This window comes from Acinetobacter sp. CWB-B33, assembly GCF_039655955.1.
Lineage (GTDB): Bacteria > Pseudomonadota > Gammaproteobacteria > Pseudomonadales > Moraxellaceae > Acinetobacter > Acinetobacter bouvetii.
Window position 1 is genome coordinate 58,589 of the sequence record NZ_JAGFEU010000005.1, and the last position, 19,406, is coordinate 77,994.

The 19,406-nt window shown below is 43.7% G+C and carries 17 protein-coding genes; 4 read left to right on the forward strand and 13 right to left on the reverse strand.

What is annotated here, in order from left to right; all coding sequences use genetic code 11:
* Window positions 1–28: 28 nt before the first annotated feature.
* The 4 genes from JZ784_RS13945 to JZ784_RS13960 all read right to left on the reverse strand — a co-directional run bounded on the left by JZ784_RS13945 (window position 29) and on the right by JZ784_RS13960 (window position 2,428).
* Entirely contained in the window at window positions 29–457 is a 429-nt protein-coding gene (locus tag JZ784_RS13945; protein ID WP_346315258.1) for a roadblock/LC7 domain-containing protein, read from the reverse strand.
* An 11-nt stretch (window positions 458–468) separates the two neighbouring features.
* Window positions 469–1,008, reverse strand: a complete 540-nt coding sequence (locus tag JZ784_RS13950; protein ID WP_346315259.1) for a GTP-binding protein — start codon at window positions 1,006–1,008, stop codon at window positions 469–471.
* Between the two features lie 9 nt (window positions 1,009–1,017).
* Window positions 1,018–1,815 carry a hypothetical protein gene (locus JZ784_RS13955; protein WP_346315260.1) on the reverse strand — a complete coding sequence of 266 codons (798 nt, stop codon included), beginning with the start codon at window positions 1,813–1,815 and terminating at the stop codon, window positions 1,018–1,020.
* A gap of 253 nt (window positions 1,816–2,068) precedes the next feature.
* Window positions 2,069–2,428 (reverse strand): roadblock/LC7 domain-containing protein, encoded by a 360-nt coding sequence (locus JZ784_RS13960; RefSeq protein WP_346315261.1) that lies wholly within the window; start codon window positions 2,426–2,428, stop codon window positions 2,069–2,071.
* A 654-nt stretch (window positions 2,429–3,082) separates the two neighbouring features.
* Here JZ784_RS13960 and xseA point away from each other — a divergent pair.
* Both xseA and xseB read left to right on the forward strand, forming a co-directional pair.
* Window positions 3,083–4,363, forward strand: coding sequence for an exodeoxyribonuclease VII large subunit (gene xseA / locus JZ784_RS13965; protein WP_346315262.1), 1,281 nt, complete (start codon window positions 3,083–3,085; stop codon window positions 4,361–4,363).
* On the forward strand, window positions 4,360–4,560 hold the full coding sequence (xseB, locus tag JZ784_RS13970) for an exodeoxyribonuclease VII small subunit (RefSeq protein WP_346315263.1): 201 nt from the start codon (window positions 4,360–4,362) through the stop codon (window positions 4,558–4,560). The genes xseA and xseB overlap by 4 nt, the downstream gene beginning before the upstream one ends.
* A gap of 110 nt (window positions 4,561–4,670) precedes the next feature.
* Here xseB and JZ784_RS13975 read toward each other — a convergent pair whose 3' ends face one another.
* The 3 genes from JZ784_RS13975 to JZ784_RS13985 all read right to left on the reverse strand — a co-directional run bounded on the left by JZ784_RS13975 (window position 4,671) and on the right by JZ784_RS13985 (window position 12,460).
* Window positions 4,671–5,081 carry a hypothetical protein gene (locus tag JZ784_RS13975; protein WP_346315264.1) on the reverse strand — a complete coding sequence of 137 codons (411 nt, stop codon included), beginning with the start codon at window positions 5,079–5,081 and terminating at the stop codon, window positions 4,671–4,673.
* 86 nt (window positions 5,082–5,167) lie between these two features.
* Window positions 5,168–9,685, reverse strand: coding sequence for a translocation/assembly module TamB domain-containing protein (locus JZ784_RS13980; RefSeq protein WP_346315265.1), 4,518 nt, complete (start codon window positions 9,683–9,685; stop codon window positions 5,168–5,170).
* Window positions 9,686–9,706: 21 nt separating this feature from the next.
* Window positions 9,707–12,460: an autotransporter assembly complex family protein gene (locus JZ784_RS13985; RefSeq protein WP_346315266.1), complete on the reverse strand. Its 2,754-nt coding sequence runs from the start codon at window positions 12,458–12,460 to the stop codon at window positions 9,707–9,709.
* A gap of 180 nt (window positions 12,461–12,640) precedes the next feature.
* On the opposite strand from JZ784_RS13985, the gene JZ784_RS13990 reads away from it, so the two are divergent.
* Together JZ784_RS13990 and coq7 are read left to right on the forward strand one after the other, a co-directional pair.
* A complete protein-coding gene (locus JZ784_RS13990) occupies window positions 12,641–13,960 on the forward strand; it encodes an MFS transporter (protein WP_346315267.1) in 1,320 nt (439 codons plus the stop codon).
* Window positions 13,961–13,963: 3 nt separating this feature from the next.
* Window positions 13,964–14,599 carry a 2-polyprenyl-3-methyl-6-methoxy-1,4-benzoquinone monooxygenase gene (coq7, locus tag JZ784_RS13995; RefSeq protein ID WP_005009229.1) on the forward strand — a complete coding sequence of 212 codons (636 nt, stop codon included), beginning with the start codon at window positions 13,964–13,966 and terminating at the stop codon, window positions 14,597–14,599.
* Between the two features lie 60 nt (window positions 14,600–14,659).
* Here coq7 and JZ784_RS14000 read toward each other — a convergent pair whose 3' ends face one another.
* The 6 genes from JZ784_RS14000 to JZ784_RS14025 all read right to left on the reverse strand — a co-directional run bounded on the left by JZ784_RS14000 (window position 14,660) and on the right by JZ784_RS14025 (window position 19,402).
* A complete protein-coding gene (locus JZ784_RS14000; protein ID WP_346315268.1) occupies window positions 14,660–15,499 on the reverse strand; it encodes an SDR family NAD(P)-dependent oxidoreductase in 840 nt (279 codons plus the stop codon).
* A gap of 199 nt (window positions 15,500–15,698) precedes the next feature.
* On the reverse strand, window positions 15,699–16,265 hold the full coding sequence (locus JZ784_RS14005) for a DedA family protein (protein ID WP_346315269.1): 567 nt from the start codon (window positions 16,263–16,265) through the stop codon (window positions 15,699–15,701).
* Between the two features lie 300 nt (window positions 16,266–16,565).
* Entirely contained in the window at window positions 16,566–17,000 is a 435-nt protein-coding gene (locus tag JZ784_RS14010) for an SRPBCC family protein (RefSeq protein ID WP_346315270.1), read from the reverse strand.
* A gap of 151 nt (window positions 17,001–17,151) precedes the next feature.
* The gene (locus JZ784_RS14015) at window positions 17,152–17,592 is read right to left on the reverse strand and encodes a 2-amino-4-hydroxy-6-hydroxymethyldihydropteridine diphosphokinase (protein WP_346315271.1); all 441 of its coding nucleotides are present in this window, start codon (window positions 17,590–17,592) and stop codon (window positions 17,152–17,154) included.
* Window positions 17,549–17,929, reverse strand: a complete 381-nt coding sequence (gene folB / locus JZ784_RS14020; protein ID WP_130146096.1) for a dihydroneopterin aldolase — start codon at window positions 17,927–17,929, stop codon at window positions 17,549–17,551. Before folB ends, JZ784_RS14015 begins: the two co-directional genes overlap by 44 nt.
* A 174-nt stretch (window positions 17,930–18,103) precedes the next feature.
* Entirely contained in the window at window positions 18,104–19,402 is a 1,299-nt protein-coding gene (locus tag JZ784_RS14025; RefSeq protein ID WP_346315272.1) for an AarF/UbiB family protein, read from the reverse strand.
* Between the last annotated feature and the right edge of the window lie 4 nt (window positions 19,403–19,406).

A 19,406-nucleotide genomic window follows, 5' to 3' on the forward strand; every position in this document is an offset into this window, starting at 1 on the left:
ATAGCCTTACCCTTGCCGCCCATAGTATTTAACCATGGCTAGGCGTTTCAGACTGATGCGCAATATCTTCCGTAATTTTTTTAATTGAGTACAGCAGTTGGCCCAAGAGTACATTTTTTGACGTTAAAACCACCAAAAGCATAGGATATTTTTCATTGGGTATCGCCGTCAGCAGCACCTTACCATTAGCAGCATCCAGGGTCAGGCTTTGACAGCCATCCAGATTGATTTCCCCCATAAAGGCTTGCACCATCGCCAAAATAGAACTGCTGACTGCTGCGAGTTTTCCGGCATTTGTAATATTCTTTTTAGCCACTGAGGTCAATTCAAAACCATCTGTGGAACACACCATCACAAATTCAATTTCAGAAATCTCGGTAAGCAATGCACGAATATGAACCTGTATGAAATTGACAAGTTCTTCTGGCGCTTTTCTTTTTAAATTATGAGTTAGCATGAGTTTTAACCTTAAATTGAGAATTGAGCTTCGGCATTGGCAATTAATGCTTCAAGCAATAAAAGCACATCATTTCTTTCCCGAGCGTCTACAAAGAAAAGCGGATAGCGTGCATCCGTCTGGCTTTTTTCCCAATCACGGTAAATCGCAGCATGATTTGCCGACTTTACATCCAAATGCGTGATTCCAATAATGATATTGTCACTAACCGTCTTGAAATAATCTAAATAAAAATTCAGCTGCTCAATCGGATGATCAACACTGTTATCAATTAAAATAATGGTGCCTAAAGCGCCCTTGCAAATCATATTCCAAATAAAATCAAACCGCCCTTGGCCCGGTGTACCGTACAAGCCAACTTTTGTTCCATCCTCTAAAATTAATTCCCCATAATCTATGCCCACTGTGGTGAACATTTTGCTGTGAGACTGTGTATCGGTGTTGACTGCCTCAGTAGACACGACGTCAATACTCGATAAAGATTTAATCGCCTCGCTTTTTCCGGCACCCATAGTTCCGGCAAAGACAACTTTATATTGATGTAAAATCATAATATTCCATTATAAACCCAGCTTTTTGCGCAAGCTGTTGAAAAACCCCCGCACGCTGCTGACTTCATTCACTTCAGCAGAAAGCGCTCTAACATCCAATGCGTCTGTTACTGGAATTTCAGCAACAATTTGAGCGACCTCACAGGCAAATAAATAGAGATGAATCGTATCCGCACGGATATTGGTTTTTTGATGAATAAATTGAGCCGTGCAGCCTTTACTCAAAAAAGCCGAAATTTTGAATAATTCGCTTCTGCAAGTCAGGGATGCCGGCTGCGGCCAATGAAGCAGCCTGTACGCATGTGTATATTCGGGCACCTCATTAGGCGTGTGATCCCAAACAAATTGCCAAATTCCGCTGCTCAGCTCTTTACACTGAAAATATTTCTTAAAATTAACAATGCTGTTAATGTCTGCAGGAACAATCGAAAAACTGCCCTCTGCAATTAGGCCCAGCTCTGGATTGCGATAAAACTCTTTATTTTTTAAATCAAAACAAGCCATGATGTTTTGATTATTTTCAATTACAAAGTGGCTAATACCTGCATATTTTTCATGCACATTACGAAATGCTAATGAAATTTCTTGGTGCGCTATTTTTTTAGAAACACTTTCTGTTTCCAGTAAAAAGGGCTGATGCATTGCCTGGAAATTTGCCGGCAAGGTACTCCTTTCCAAAGCATGCGCCATCCAGCTGTCCAATGAGTTCGAAAACTGTAATGGCAAATACAGCGTATTGTTAATTAATTCCCCGGATAAACTTTCATTTTTCTTTAATTTTAAAATCTGCACATCGGTTTTACTCATTTTCACAACATGATCAATATCAATAAAATCATCATTAATTAATAATATCTGCACCCTAATATCTGTTATATGAGTCCAATTAATTTGATATTGATCACAAAATTTCGTAAATATGATATTTTTTATTTCATTAATAGTGGAAAGACTTAAACCAAATATTGAAATATAAATAGAGTTATTCATAGTTTTTTGATGGTTATACTGAGATAAAACAATTAAGGTTATTACTTTTAGTAATAACCTTAATTTTTAATTAAGAGAAATCGAGTTCTTTTTCAAAATGCTTCAACTCATGACGAGCCATCGCTAAATTTGCTTTGCTTCTATCCAATACTAAGTATAAAAATAAAGCATCGTTTGAATCTAATGGACGAATCAAATGATATTGCTTGCCCAGTGTAATTAGAATATCTTCAATCGAATCATTTAGATTCAAAGCTCTTGCAACTTTCCGCTTAGCACGGATTACTTCTGTGTTTCCTGCGGCTGCCAATTCTAGATCAATTGTACTATTGCCTTGCGCTGCCAAAGCCAAACCGCTTTCGCTGTCTACAAGCGCACTCGCAATAAAACCGTCAATTTCTAATAATGAGTCTAATGAAACTTTAGCCATATAATATCCCCCTAAAACATTAGATGATGTATTGATAATATTTTATTAAAGTTAATTATCGCAGGAAAAGTACCACTTAAGCATTTAATCAGCATTGGCAAATATAATCTTTTTAAAGTATCCGCTCACAATTCAGCATGCTTACCCTTTTCATATTCAACTTATGAGAATTATCAATATAAAATACACAATGAAAACATTAAAAACCAGCAAACAGTTTAAAAATAAAACATTTTCCTCTTTAATGTGAACTGCAAAAACATAATCCGCACTGGTGCTCTCTCATATTGCTTAAAATTTAATTTGCACATTTCAGACAAACACATCTGCCAGTACCCATTTGTACAAAACTTAGCTGCCGGAATTTGCATTAACTATCAACTTGATCAAACAAAACCCAGCATCTTTCGAGCATAAATGCACGTAATACAGTCAAAACTGCTGTCAGCCGCCATCCCCACGGTCCAGAAACCGCCAGCGATCAAATCATATATGCATGTGTTAAAGATGTTCTTGCTTTCAAATGCGCACTGGATCAGCGAGTTGCATAAAGTGCTTCATGCTTTGCATTCCCTCTACAAAATTTCCATTTTCATCCCGCCTAAACAGCCTATAATTTCATTATTATTTTCATGATTTTTACCTTATATCCCCATGCCTGGTTTACAGCTTTCGCTGAGTGAATATCTGTCCGCTGTTCAAGAAGTCATTAAACTGGCTTTTGATGATGCGGTATGGGTCAAAGCTGAAATCCGCAATTTAAACATTAAAGGCGGTCATTACTATATTGAGCTGGCAGAAAAAGAGGCCCGCAGTGACAAAGTCATTGCCAGTTGCAAAGCGACCATCTGGAAATTTTCTGCGGCTAAAATTGTAGGAAAATTTGAGCGTGAAAGCGGCGTTGAACTCAGCCGCGATTTGAATGTGCTGATTAAAGTCAGGGCGCGTTTTGATCCGCAATACGGGTTTTCAGTCAATATCGAAGAAATAGATTCCAGCTATACGCTGGGCGATATCGCAAAACGTTATCAGCAAATTGTGCAGCAGCTGAACAATGAAGGTTTGCTGTACAAAAATCAGCTGCTGCCAGCGCCATTTGATATCCAGCATGTTTTGGTCATTGCGCCCGAACAGGCTGCCGGTCTAGGTGATTTTAAAAAAGATGCCGATGCCCTGCAGCAGGCGGGTGTATGCGAGTTCGTCTATCACAGCGCTACATTTCAAGGCAATACTGCAGCGCAAAGCATTATATCGGCTTTAGGGCAAGGCCTGCGGCAATGGGCCTCAGATTTTACATCCCCGCCCGATTTGATTGTCATCATCCGCGGCGGCGGCGCCGTCAATGATTTAGCCTATTTGAATGATTTTGATTTGGCCGCTCTGCTGTGCAAACGGACAGTCCCCGTCTGGGTTGGCATTGGCCATGAAAAAGACCGGACGATTTTGGATGAAATCGCGCACCGTTCTTTTGACACCCCCAGTAAGGTCATTGCAGGCATCCGCAATCACATCGCTTCACGCGTTCAGGAGATTTTAGATTTCCGCCAAAACATCCAGCTGCTGTCGCAACATCAAATAACGGCATATCAAAGCCAAAATGATCAGCTGATGAAAACCATTGAGACTCTATCTAAAAGCCAGATTTCTGATGCCTATAAACAGCTGCAACAAGTAAAAGACCAAACCCAGAATTATGCGGCGCAAATGATTAAATTTGCACAGCACCAAGTCGAAGCGCTCATGCGAGAAACCCTGCTGCAGAATCCGCTGCATGTTTTAGCCAAAGGCTATGCTGTTGTCCGCCAGCATGGCCGTGCGGTCAGCAGCTTGCAGCAGCTCAGCCAAGACACTCCACAAATTCAAATTGAAATGAAAGATGGCATTATTCATGCTGAGATCCTTTCTATTCAGCCACATACAGGCAGCAGCTCATGAGCAAGACTAAAGATTCCCTAAGCTTTAAAGAAGGCTATGACATTTTGAAAAAAAATGCCGAACTGCTTGAAAATCAGCAAGAACCAGATATCGATAATTTAATGAAAATTGTTGAAGAATCTATGCAAGCTTACAAAGCGTGTAAATCACGGGTAGATGCTGTACAGGCTGCGTTGAATGAGACGTTTAAAGAGTAATTTAAAAAGATGGTGTTTGATAGCAAAAACCATCTCTTCGTCTCTATTTATTTTAAGAGATTAATCTCCTCCTAAATTTTTTTCGTGAAAGTTAGCTTGGTTTTCAACAGTTAACTTTGATTTTTAGGCGGAGAAATCGGTGTTGAATAGCAAATATGCATTTTCCCACGAATTTGCTGATAGCAATTCCATGCACCATGTTCCCATTTGGGAATAATTTTGTTGTTTTTAATACTGCGATAATAGCTTCTCGCTTCTTTTGAATTTTCATAGCTATTCCCAACTAAGATATGACAGTTCACCTCTTCATCGCAGAAATTAGATTCTTCAATGTAATAATCTTTTTTATTTACCACAAATTGAGTAAAAGTCCCGCCCGCACCACCGCCGGATGCGATTAAACACTTTTGAATTATACTCCGTCCATCAAGAATCCAGCACTTCCCATGTTCATTGGGATAATCATAGGCAAAAGCATTGCAAGACAAAATAGACAAACTAAGGATTAAATTATTTTTCATTTTATGCATTTCTTATTGTTTCAAATATAAATAGGGCTTCTTTCGAAGCCCTATTTATATTCATATCTGTAAATAAATTCAAGATTTTAGAAGCGCCAATTATAGAACAAATCGATTGCGCGTTCTAAAGACTGGCTCGCTTCCAGATACAGACGCTGGTTCATTTGGTAACGCAAGGTCAGTTTATTGACTGGCGTAAAGACTCCAACACCGTAACGGATAAACAAGTCTGGAGTAATATAGCCTGTCACAGATACTTGCGTGTCATCTCCTGTGCCTTGAGCGTCCAGCGCCAAGCCGCTTAAGCCGAATGTACGGCCAATTTGATTGGTGAGAGCGCGCGTGCCGCCCAAGCCCATGCTGATACCCGCTGCTGCAATGGTATTGTTGACATCAGATTTAAAGCCTTCTGTTTGACTTAAGCCGCTCGTGCCCTCATTGATGCGGCCGGTAATTAATGCATTCAGCGCTTCCTGTTCAGATAGGCCGGCATCGTTATAGACCTGAATATTCGGACTGGATACTGTACCGGTAACACGGAAACCGACCGTACTGCCCTGAACAGCTTTATTGGCATCGATATCCAGTGTTGGATTTGCAAGCGGCCCATTAAAACGCGCAATCGCCCTGTTTAAATCTAAACTTTGACCATACGCTTCAATTTTTACGCGCTGCGGCACACCAATAGCACCATTGGCGCGCATGGCGGTTTCCAGACCGCGCTGAGACAGATTTAAACGGCCAATTAAAGGAATACGGCTGTCAAAGCCTTGAAAAATAACCTGCTTGCCCAAACTGACCGCAACATCCGCACGAATATCCCACGGGCGCGCAGATTTTAAAATTTCCAGCTGATTATCGCCTTCATGCACAATGCGCACATCAGAAGAAACGTTAACCACAGGCTCAGATGCTTCCGGTATTGAAATCAATGCCCGAGGCACATCGACAGAACCGGACAATGACAGTTTTTTCTTAAATGGTAAAACATCCAAGCTCAGATCTGGCGTTACCAATGCTGTAATCAGCGGCGCCTGGCGGATCAGCATATTTTGACCTTTCAGCTGCAGCTGCACGCGAGGCTCATCTTTCCAGTCAATATTGCCGGTTAATTTGCCCACGCCTTGACCGCTGTTGAATGCGCCGTTAATGGTGGCATAATTTTGACGCACGGCTGAATACAGCTGAATATTGGTCAGATTCACGGGCAGTGAAATCATACTGATGGAGCCGTCTTTCACCCGAACCTCGCCCTCCATTAAAGGATTGCCTAATGTTCCGCTGATTTTGCCTGCATAAGATAATGTCCCTCCCATTGAACGGACATCTTGAATAAATGGCTTCAAGATTTTCAGCTGCACTTGGTTAAAGGCTACTTCACCGCGCATTGGCTTGCTGTCTTTATATGGATCGATGATGACATTGGCATAACCCGTACCAATATCAGGCGCTTTGGTATCCAGCCGAATTTGCAAACCGTCCGCGACACTCTTGGCAATCAGGCTGACTTCATCGTATTTCATGGTCGAACCTAAATACTGAGGATCTTCCGCAGCCAGCCCAACCACGCCGTCACGCGTCAAGAAACGCGCATCAATCTTCGGACGCGCGCCTTTTGCCCAAGACGCTTTAGCATACCCATTAACCTTGCCTGTAATGGCTAGGCCTTCTGGCATAAAGGCCGCGAAGTCGCTTAAATCTAAATTGCGGGTAATAAAAGAAACATTTCCGCGGTTTGGATTGACCCGAATAGGCTGATCAAAGCACAGCTCACTTTGCTGGCTCATCCAGCAATGCGCACCGATAAATAAATCCGATTGAGCAGAGGTATAAATGATGGATGCATTTTGGCGCTGTACTAAACGGGTACGCAAGGAGTCAAAATCACCCTTTTGGATTTGCCCCAGCCAGTTATTTTGCGCATTAAAGCCGCCTGCCAGCTGCACTTTAAATTTAGATAATTTGTTTTCAGCGCTGACTTTCAGCACATGCGCACTGCGTGTACCCGCCAAAGAAATTTCGCCCTGTTGAATTTCACGCGTACCGCTGCGCAAACTTTCCAAACGGGCAACCAGTAAGGCTGGTGTGGTTTGCGAAGTTGGCAGCTCACCCTGTACGCGCATTTTTTTCACGCTGAATAAATGATTAAAGCCAAAATTATCGACAGCCAGGTTAGCAGAAGCCTGCAGACGGGGCTGGACTTGCATATTCAAGTAGCCATATGCACGGCCGCGCAAGCCGCCGTAAAGCTCGTACAGTGCCGGCGCATTAACCTTCAAACGTAAGCTCTGCGCATTGCCTGTCGCTTGAATTTGGTTGCTGGCATAGGCCAGAAATAAGTCATTGGCTTCAAACTGCTGCGGCATAAAGCCTTTTTGGTTTGAATTGATGACCAAAGCCAAATTGCCTTTACCGCGCACAGGCTTATTGTTGATGATGCCTGCCAAGTTTAGGCGCTGAATTTGAATGCGTTTTAAAGCATCGGACCAAAGCCCTTGCGTTTTCAAGGTGCCTGACAGTTCACCGCGGACATTCGATGCAAAGTAATGCGGTTTAAAATGCACCAGTGATGCGTTAATATCCCAGCCAATACCATTTTTCAAGTTCACCAGACCGCTGGCAAAAATTTTGCCCGCAACACCATCATGCTTTAATTCAGCAACATGAATCAGTTCTGACGTACCTGAAACGCGCAGCTTTAACAGGCCTTTGCTAGCTTCAATTTGACTGGCGGATAAATTGCCGTCGTAATTGACTGCGAAGCTTTTAAACCCGCCGCCTGCTTTCACATCATGGAAAAGCAATGCTGCAGTGCTGCTGCCTGTTAAGCGAATCATTTCGTTTTGCTGCGCCAGGCGTCCCGTTAAATCAATTGCGCTTAAATGGATAATTTGCTGATTCGGCTTGGCATAGCCGTTGGCCCGGATTGAGCCATTCAGCAGATTAACTGGCGCAGCCGCCGCAACGGTCTGCGGGTTAAAGTCTTTGGCATTCAGCAGCGCACTCCATTTCAGCTGACGCTTGTCAGTCGGCAATTGAACTGCTGCACTGCCCGTTAATTGGCCTTTATCTGCAAGGTAGCTGAAGCTTGGCACGTTCAAATTATTATTTTTTAAATTCAGCTGCGCTTGATACATTCCCGACGGCAGCATGCCTTTTTCATGGCGCGCTACTTTAGTGGCTACATGAATATTCTGCTGATCTGCAACCAATGCGAGTTTCGCATTGCCAGATTCACTGCTGAGCCAGCCCACATACGGTACAGCGCGGTCAATATTTTTCCAAGACACATCCAGCAGCATCGGCTGCGCTTTTTTATTCTTTTCCGGATCCTGATCGAGTTTGAGATTCCACGTTTCATAACGGTCAAAATCTACCAGCGCTGTTAAATGCATCCCTTTTTCTAAAGCGCCTTTAGATGCAATTTTAGCATCTAGACTTGGCGGCAGAAAATCCTGCACCACTTGCGGAATCAATTTATCTTTAGGGTTCAGTTTGTCTAATCGGCCTTGCATGTCCCAAGTGACATGATCTTTCCAGCTCACCACACCCGATAAGTTTACGGCGCCTTTCATCAGCTGGCCATTCACATGATCAATATTCAGCTGATGCACAAGGTCTGTATGCATTACAGCACTGTACTGGCCTTGTGGAATATTTGCACCGGTTAAGTCTGTAATGACATTTAAGTTTAAACGCTGGATATCGCCATTAAATTTCCCCACACCGTGTTTGATAAACAGCTTTTGCTCAGTCAATAATGGCAAATGATAGTTTTTAAATTTTAACTCGCCCTGCATCGGCACATGCGGGCGCATTGGATGAACAACGGCCCAGCCCGCCAGTAAATCAGGCGTATTGGTCGCAATACCTGCCTGAATAGTATCTAAAGTACCGCGGGCATTCACGGCAATATCTTTAATATTTAAGCTGTCATTTAAAGACGGCAAATTTACGATGCCAGTCGCATTTAAAGGATATTTTCCTTCAAATTTCATCTTGCCTGTGGCATTGCGCACGCTTAAGTAACCCATATTCATGCGCGAGTTTTCAAACTTTAGTTCTGTACCTGACCACAGCCCTTCGTTCAGTTGAATATCATCAAAATTTACACTGGCTGCATGGGTTTGAATCAGCAGGTGATCGACATCCGCTTTGTCTACACGCAGCACAAACGGCAGGCGGATTTCATTAAACTTAAACGGTTCATCACTGGGCGGGCTTTTGGTAATAATTTGCAGATTTCGGACATCTGCACTGTTCAAATGAATTTCTTTATTCAGAATTGCGCGCCAGCCCAGAGTCACGTCTGCACGGTCAATTTTGACATCTACCGGCTTTAAGCTGACCAAAACATTGCGCAGAATTAACCCGCGCCATAAATTGCCGCCTTCATACTCGTAATGAATGATTTTTTGGCGTTCCAAAACCCGGTCCAGCAGAAATTTACTGCCTTTGTCCGTAGAAAACATGACCGCAAGCGCAGATATCAGCAACACGACCATAAACAGCAATGACAATAAGACACTGCGCAAAATGCGGCGTTTTTGTGGCAATACGTCAGGCGCATTTTCTGGTTCAGGATTTTGCTGCTGTTCAGCCATAACGGTTAAATCACCTTAAAATTATAGTTGTGAGCCAATAAAGAAATGTACGCGGATCGGGTGGTTATCATCTGAAAGCCCTGTCGCCACGTCAATACGGATTGGGCCAATCGGTGAAGCCCAGCGGATGCCGACACCTGCGCCATAAGCCGTTTCAGTATTAAAATCCTTGTCATATGCGTTGCCGAAATCACTGAAAACAGCCGCGCGCCATCCTTCTTTAAATTGATAATTATATTCTAATGAGCCAATAGCTAAAGCCTGGCCGCCCACTTTAAAACCGTTCTCTTCCGCAGCAAGGCTCTTGTAGTCAAATCCGCGAATACTTTGATCGCCGCCCGTAAAGAAACGCAAGTTATACGGCACCTTGTTAAAATCTTTCGTAAAAATATAACCGAGATCGCTGCGTCCAACAAACTGGTGATTGTCATTTTCACCCAGCGAGTAAATAAAGCGCCAGCCTGCATTTAAAATCGCCATATCGGCATCAGACAATAAACTTTCCGAACCCAGTTCAATTTTATAGGTTTGCTTAAATCCTTTGCTCGGATTGACGCGCTTATCGCTGATCGTGCGGGAGGCTTCATAGCCGAACAATAAAGACTGCTGCTGATTGTTGGTATTGACCAAAAACGCTTCTGGAATTTCCGCAGGGTCGATGATCCCATCCTGAGTAATTCTGTCTAAACGGTAGCGCAAGCCAAACGTATGCTGCCAGCTGCCGCGCGGATTTTTAATCACACGGTCAACTCCGGCAACAGCAGATTCAATCATCAAATTGACATTCTGCCCGACATCATCGCGCTCTTCACGCTCATAACCGCCAACCAAGCTAATATAATCATTCAATGGATGATTATATGGAATGTTGTAGTGGCCTTCCAAAGACTGGCGGATTTGCGACAGTTCCAGGTTGGCGTCAAAAGTATGACCGCGCTTATTCACAATTGCCCGGCGGTACTGGCCGCGTAAACGTGCGCCTGTATCTGTACCGAAACCGGCGCCAATTTCGGCGCTGTTCAGCTTATCCGCATTCAAGGTCACAATCACAGGAACTACCTTGGTTTCACGCGCCTGCGCTTTTAAGATATCCTGTTCCTGCTCTTTTTCATTCTGACTTTTTTGCAGGCTGCGGATATTGGCATTCTGTTCCTGATCTTTCACACCGGCAAACTGCTCTTCATTGACCACATTTTGTGAAACTTCCTTGCTGGATGCGACGGCTTTCTTATCCTGAACGCGGGTGGAACTTTCTTCCAGCTGGTTTTGATCGACCAAAGCCTGAATATCCGGCGGCAGCTCCAGCTGCTTTTCAATCGGGTCTGGGCGCACGGCATCGACCAGCGTATAGTTAAAATAGCGGGAGTTGGTGAGGTTATTGGCTAAACCATTGACACGCCAAAAGGTAAAATCTGCGCCGTCTTCCCAAGTCACAAGGCTTTCAAGAATATCTGGGTCCAGCGGGAATTCATCTGCAGGATTGCTCATGCGGAATTCCACATCGCCAAGTTTATAGCGCTCACCTGTTTCATAGCGCAAATTGATATCTGCAGTATTTTGCGGCTGCGCGACTTTGACATCATGCAGGCGCCAATAAGAATCAAAATAACCGTTGTTTGAAGCGGCATCCGTAATACGGGTTTTCGTCGTTTCATAAGCGCCATGATTGAAAATATCACCGACATCCTGATCTGGCAAAACACTGATTACTTGGAACTGCGCCTGATTTGCGCCAGCACCGCTGAATTCAACATTATGTTCTTTCACCTGTACAGGTTCATTTGGCGTGACAGAAACTTTGACCTTATTGTCACTGACTTTTTCAAACTTAAAGCTCGCATTATAAAAACCAACCGCTTGCGCCGCCTGATTCGACAAAGTTCTTAACTGCGGCAGAGCCGAGGGAAAGTCACTGAAAGACTCTACGGTATAACTCGAAAGCTTGCCTTTGATATTGGCCTTTAAATTATCCAGGGCCGCCGCATAAGCTTTATTGCTGGCCTCACTGCTGTTGCTGACTGCGGTAAATATCACATCTGCACTGATGCGCGGCACTTTTGCTGTATTCAGCTCACGCGGCGGACGGATTTTATAGAGCATCCGCTTAAAGAAATTCAGATCCTTGTCATCAATCGCCTGTTCCTCTGGAAAAGCCGTACTTAAGGTAGTAGCATTCTCATTTTGAGAGACTGCAATTTCACTGTCAGCGCGAATGCTGCTCATCAGCTGATCAACATTGACCGGCGCCTGATTAATCTGAGCGAGTTCCTGCTGCGTCATATCCGCAACAGTATTTTCAATATTTTGAGTTGCCCTGTAGTTCTGCGCTTCACGCTTCGCATTTTCCGCGACCTGTAGAATTTCATTGGCCATGCTTTGATCTACAGGCTCAATTGGCAAATCCTGCAAATCTTCAAACTCAATGGGCTTAAATGCTTCAATAGATGCTGCAGACTGTTCCTGCTGCTGCAGCATTTGCATGCTGTCCGGCTCAGGGGCGGCCTTTTGGACTGATTCTATATTTTGAATCGCGTCTAAGTTAGACTGGGAATCTAGCCCCTGCTTTACAGCTTCACTCTTGAGTTTCTCGACCATCTCTGCTTGAGTCGCATCTGCAACCGGTGTCGCTTTTTCATTTGTTTCAGCCATGCTTTGCTGCGTCAGAAGCGTTAAAAAGATGCTCATCCATAAGCATTTATTGCTATGATGCCTGTGTATGAGGTGACTCATACTGAGGTGAAGCATTGTCTTTTTAAAATTAATTTTTGCAGGCATAGCAAACTCTAAAGAAATTCTTTATGTAATGGACTATTTAATCAACAAATTATGAGCTAAAGAACTTAAATCTATTGGTTTTTACCATTCCCTAAGCTGAAAAGTATCTTACATGATTTTTTTCGATGTTTTACCAAACACTCACATTTCTTAATAAAACTTAATTGCAGTATTCATCATATGAAGAACAGTGAACATCTTCTAGGTACCCGCCGATTTCTGCCCATGTTTCTCACTCAATTTTTTGGGGCATTGAATGACAACGTGTATAAACAGGCTTTACTTCTGGTCATCACCTACGGATGGATTCAGCAGCAAACAGCAAGTATCAGCACATTAAATAACTTTGCCGCGCTGCTGTTCATTTTACCTTACTTTATTTTCTCTGCGACCGCTGGGCAGCTGGCAGATAAGTACGAACGCTCACAGCTTGTTCGAATGCTTAAAATTGCTGAAATTGTCATCATGCTGATTGGCGCGGCGGGCTTTCTGCTGGGCAATTTATGGCTGCTGCTGCTGGCATTATTCCTTATGGGAACACATTCAACCTTCTTTGGCCCGATCAAATATGCCATTTTGCCTGAAATCTTAAAGCCCAACGAGCTGATGTCTGGCAATGCGCTGTTTCAATCCGGCACATCTATGGCGATCCTGATTGGCATGATTCTAGGCGGCGCAGTTATTTCAGGCTCTGACGGCAATTTGCTTTGGATCAGCGTGACCGTACTGACGATTGCAGCCTTAGGCTATTTATCCAGCACGTTTATTTTAAAGCAGCAAGTCACTGCAGCTGATTTAACAGTGGACTGGAACTTTTTCCGCACCAGCTTCCAAACACTAAAACACGCCAAAAGCCTGCCGCTGATTTTTACTATTCTATTGGGCAACTCTTGGTACTGGTTTTACGGCGCAACCTACCTGACTCAAATTCCGCAGCTCACGCAGCAAAATTTACACGCTTCAGAAAATGTCGTAAGCCTGCTGCTGACCTTCTTTTCTGTCGGAATTGGCGTGGGTTCTTTGCTGTGCCGTAAATTAGGCGGTACGGAAGTCAATATTAAAATGGTGCCGATTGGCGCCATTGGCTTAACGCTATTTGCTTTTTATTTGGCAGGCAGTTTGGCTTTTGTGCCGGAGCAAAGCGGCAAGCTGCTCGGACTCTATGAAGTCTTCCATGGCGGCTGGAGCTATTACCATGTGATGTTTGCGGTGACCCTGCTTGGCATCAGCGGCGGTTTTTATATTGTTCCGCTGTATGCCATGATGCAGGCCTTTTCACCCCGCTCACACCGCGCGCGCATCGTCGCCGCCAACAATATTTTGAATGCCGTTTTCATGGTATCTTCTGCTATATTCTCAATTATCATCTTAAGCATCCTAAAGATTGATATTAAAATACTGTTCAGCATTACTGCAGTGCTCAGCGCAATCTTCAGCTTCTGGCTGCTGCGCCGCTTAAAGCCGATGCTGAACACTGCGCAAGTCTTACCGGAGGATTAATCCATGCGTCAATATACAGGCCTCGACAAGCTTATTCATTCTTTTGACCAAGCATTGCGCAGCTTAGTGCCAGGCTCGACATCAGCGCATCGTGAAAATCCAGGCAATCAGTCTGAAGCGCCATTGGCCGTGAGTGAAGCGCGCCATGTTGCGGGCCTCATGCGGGTGAATCACAGCGGTGAGGTCTGCGCGCAGGCGCTTTATCACGGCCAGGCCTTAACCGCAAAACTGCCGAATGTGCGTAAAGAGATGGAACAGGCTGCCATTGAAGAGCAAGACCATTTGGCATGGTGTGAAGACCGCTTAAAAGAGCTGGACAGTGTGCCAAGCCTGTTGAATCCTGTTTGGTACAGCCTGTCTTTTGGCATGGGCGCCATTGCAGGCATTGCCGGCGATAAATACAGCCTGGGCTTTGTCGCAGAGACTGAACGCCAGGTCAGCATGCATCTGCAGCATCACATCAGCCAGCTTCCAGAACAGGATGAACGCTCACGTAAAATTTTAGTGCAGATGAATGAAGATGAGCTGCATCACCGCGATACGGCGCTCGATGCCGGCGGTGTCGATTTGCCGCTTCCGGTTCGCATTACCATGACCGCAATTTCAAAGCTCATGACCAAAACCAGCTACTATATTTAAGTCTCAGCCCATTGCTCAAAAGCCCGCTAAATGCGGGCTTTTTTAAGAAGAAGATGCGTATTATTTCTTCTTGGCTTTTCTTTTGGTAAAAAAATTCAGCGCCTGCGCATAATGCGATGGCGCAACACGCTGCACCAAGTCTAAAAGCTTTGCGTCATTGCCTATCAGCACACGCGCCTTATTGTCTTTTACGGCATCTAGAATAACTTTGGCCGCCAGTTCCGGCGGTGTTTTTAAGACTTTGTTGAATGAACGGCTGGCCTTTTCAGGATTCATGCCCAATGCCCGGATACTGTCACTCATGCGCGCTGCATTGGCAATATTGGTACGGATCCCGCCTGGATGAACTGACGTTGCGCTAACACCGCAATTTTCCATATCCAGTTCTTGACGTAAAGCTTCGGTAAATCCGCGCACTGCAAATTTCGTTGCGTTATATGCGCTTTGCGTCGGCTGTGCAGTCAGACCGAATAAACTCGATGTATTGATAATATGGCCTTCACCGCTTTGCTTTAAATACGGCAAAAAGGCTTTGGTCCCATAAACCACACCCCAGAAATTGATATTGAAAATCCATTCCAGCTCATCATAGTTCATGCCTTCAACCGTGCTGGCTAAAGCCACGCCTGCATTATTGAAAATGAGGTTCAACTGACCAAATTCATTAAAGCTGCTTTCCGCCCATGCATATACAGCTTCGCGGTCAGCGACATCCAATTTCGTTAAGGTCACTTTAATGGAATAATCTTTCAGTAAGTTCAGCGTTTCCAGCAAGCCCTGCTCATTCATATCGCTCAAAGCCAAATGAGCGCCCTGCTGCGCCAGCTGCAAGGCTAGCTGACGCCCAATACCTGAACCGGCACCCGTAATGGCAGCAACTTTTTCTTTAAAATTTTTCATTGATAGCGTCTCTGAGTTACAGCCGAGCGATGCGCTGTGTAAATAATTTTGAATATCCTTACTAAGATTACAAAAGAAAAATATATGAATAAAATGATATTTAATAATGCTCCGCTATGCATAATATTCATAGCGCAAACATTTAGGCTGCCCGCCTGCCAGCCTTCATACTGTTATGACAGCATTGCAGAGCAGCCTTTTAGGCGCGCAGTTTTTTAACCGCCATATAAATGATTCTGCCGAATGCAATACAGGCAACAACAGCAATCACTGTGTAAATATCATCGTCATAAGACAGCATTTTTGCCCAAAAGATATGCAGCCCATGCGTAACTTTCAGGCCCACCGTGACGACAGCCCAAGCCCAAATAAAACAGGCCCAAATATTAATGAATATATATTTCCAAATTGGATAAGCTTTAATGCCAACAGCAATTGGAAGTACCGTTCTTAAACCCCAAGCAAAACGCATCAGTAAAATCGTTAAAACTGGAAAGCGTTCAATAAATTGACTGGCTTTATCAAATTTTTTTGCAAGCTCAGGCTTGCTTTGTATCAATTTCTGCCCATAACGGCGGCCAACTTGATAATAAAATTGATCCCCAGTAAAACCGCCGAGCATTGCAGCAGCAATCAGCAGCCAAAAATTTAAAAGATGTTGATGAACCGCATATGCGCCCAGCATCAGCACGGTTTCGCCTTCAAACAAGCTGCCCGCAAATACTGCGAAATACCCATAATGCTGAATAAGATCCGTCCAATTCATACGATCTTTATTTCTTTTTGGCTGAAGGCTTATCATAGCATTCAGACTGGCATATCAACTGAAATGCACAAAATGATGCATTTTCTAACTCAAACGCCCTGTGATGAATGATTCTTTTGGCATCGTACTGTCCACAGCGCAGCAGAGGCCGAAAAACATCAAGATGATCTAAAAAATTGTGAGCGGAAAGCAAAAGCGTCGATGAGAATCTTGATTCAATTCATATGAATTATTAATTTTTTGAATGCGGTGAAAGCAATCATCCCGTCAATTTAAATTCATTGATTAATCCCTCACAGATCAAGCATCAGAAAGCTTTCTCTTGAGATTATCCAAGGCAATCACTGAGGTTTTCTTCATGTTTTTGACTAGAAAATACGACATAACACGCAAATGACCTTCCACCTTAAAACTTAAGGTTCTTTTAAATAACACACGATTTTCTGAAATTTGTTCAAAATCATATTGTATCCGCAATGCACCATTATTGGTTTTCCCCTCGACAATCCATTGCGTATCAGGCTGACTCACTAAAACCGTATAGGACGTTTCCCGATTGAAAATAACAGGCAAAGGGTCAAGCGGCTTAAGCCGAATCATTTCCAGAAAAGTATCACCCACTTTAAGCCCATTTGAACTTTCTGTTGCAGAAATAGAGTTGGGATGCCATTCATGCCATAGCCAAGGCTGTGTCACATAATTGAACAGCGCTTGCGCGCTGCATTGTATTTCCATTTTATTTTCAATAATATACATTTGATTTATCTGGTCTTATTTTTATTTTTAAGATAATTAAACTGTCTCAATGTTTCAAGTGATATTTCAAAGCGATGTTTCAAAAGACTGTGCCGGCAACAGTATTGCCCAACACTCCTATTTTAAATTTTCACAATCCGTCTACCTGCACCACAGGAAATGCATCATGCTGATGTTGGAACAGCTCATTTTCCCAAATGTCATACATTGGAATTTTTACGTCCAAGGCCAAGGGCATTTTTTTAGGATTAAACTGCATGTGCGTTAAATCACTACCCCATGCAATCAGGTCTACATCCAGCGAAATATTATGCGATGGGCGAATTCGGCCAGAATCCGCTTCCATCTGTTTCAAATAGGCCGTAACTTCAAAAGCCGTTAAATGACTGCGTACCAGACACGCGGCATTCCAGTATTCGGCACCAATACCGTCACGGCATGGAATCAGATAAATTTTTGAAAATTTAAAATCACCTAATTCAGAGATTTGCGCAATTGCACGTTGAAAATGCTGTTTCGGATTGCAATTACTCGCCAGCGCTAGGGCGAAAATCGTTTCGGTGACGTTCAAGACGAATTCCTACAGAATTTGCTTGCGGGATAATGGCAGGCTTACGGATGGTAATCATAATAGATTCCACCACAGGATAGGTAGTAAAAAGTGCATTTAACACCAGCTTTGCCGCATGTTCGATCAATTTAGGCTGCGCATCCTGAATCACTTTGGCTGAAATTTCACAAATTTCTGCATAGTTCAGCGTATCTTCCAGCTCGTCCGAATTCGACGCCTGTTCCAGGCTGGTGCCAATGGTGATATCCAGCATTAAAGGCTGAATAATTTGACGCTCCCAATTGAAACAGCCGACCACTGTATCAACCTTTAAGCCTTCAATAATAATTGCGTCCATGTGCTTGCTCAGAAATAGAAGATTTATAAATAACCTCCCTAAATCCCTCTTTTAAAAGAGGGACTTGCCATCGTTATCGATTTAAAAATGGCAAAACGCCTCCCTGAGCAAGTTTTAAAGTATTGCTTTAAAAAAGTGCAAGAAAGGCAAGCGGGGAAGGATTGTTATGCTGAATTAATGCTTCAATAGCACATTAGGATCGATTGTTTGCACCATTTGCAAACGCTGATCTGCATAAATATCGGTATACGGCGCAAGAATACGCATGAAACGGTCAAAATACAGCATTTGCTTAAACAGCAAGGCAAAGTCACGCGGGAAGCGGATGCCGTGGCGTTCGCCTACCCCGACCATATCCATCATAATGTCATTTAAATCGGCAGGATTAGAGCTTAATAATTCTTGCGGATCTGCCAGCAATACGCCGCTGAACAACCGCTCCAAATCATCCGCCAGCACTTTAGTATCAATTTTCTTATCGGTCATGCCCATCTTCAGCATGTTTTCCGCCATCAAGGCATAATCCGTTTTTTGCAGCGCATCCATAAAGGCAATACAGGCGGTCCAGACTTCGGGCTTCAACTGACCCACAATGCCGAAGTCAATAAAACCAATACGGCCATCTTCCAGCAGCATCAGATTGCCGGCATGCAAATCTGCATGGAAGCTTTCACACATCATCAAACTGCCAAACCATGTATTCATGGCCGTCACTAAAACTTGTGATGGATCTTTTGATACTTTTTTCACAACCTCAAAGTCGGTCAATGGCACGCCATAAAAGCGTTCCATGGTTAACACGCGGCGGGTAGAAAACTGATGATAAACTTTCGGCGCAGCCGCGGCTTTGTTATTGGTAATATTCAGATAATTGACAAAATCATCAATATTTTGCGCTTCTTCAATGAAGTCGACTTCACGCACCATACGGGTTTTAATTTCTTCGACAATATCGGCCAATGACGCAAATTTAACTTTGGGTACGGCTTTTTCTAAAATTTTTGCAGCCCAATGCAGCACATTTAAGTCTGTGTAGAGAATGGTTTCTACACCCGGCTTTTGCACTTTAAGCACGACACTTTCACCAGTAACCAGTTTTGCGGCATGCACTTGCGCAATGGAAGCAGATGCTAAAGGTGTTTCGTCAATCGAGGCAAAAATTTGCGATAAATCGCGGCCTGCAAATTCTGAAGCCAGCACTTGCTGTACATAGCTGAAAGGCAAACTTGGCGTTTGGTCCAGGCAGCCCTGAAATTCTTCGACGTATTCACGCGGAAATAATGACGGCGTGCTGGCAATAAACTGCCCCAATTTAATATAGGTTGAACCCAGCGACTCAAATGTCTCGCGCATGAGTTTTGCATTGCTTGGTTTTTCTGTTGCGTATTTAATGCCGGCTTTTGCCGCCACGACCGCCGTTTCACCCATACGGGCCACCGAGCGGAATCCATCAAGCCAAATATTGTTTTTCATAATG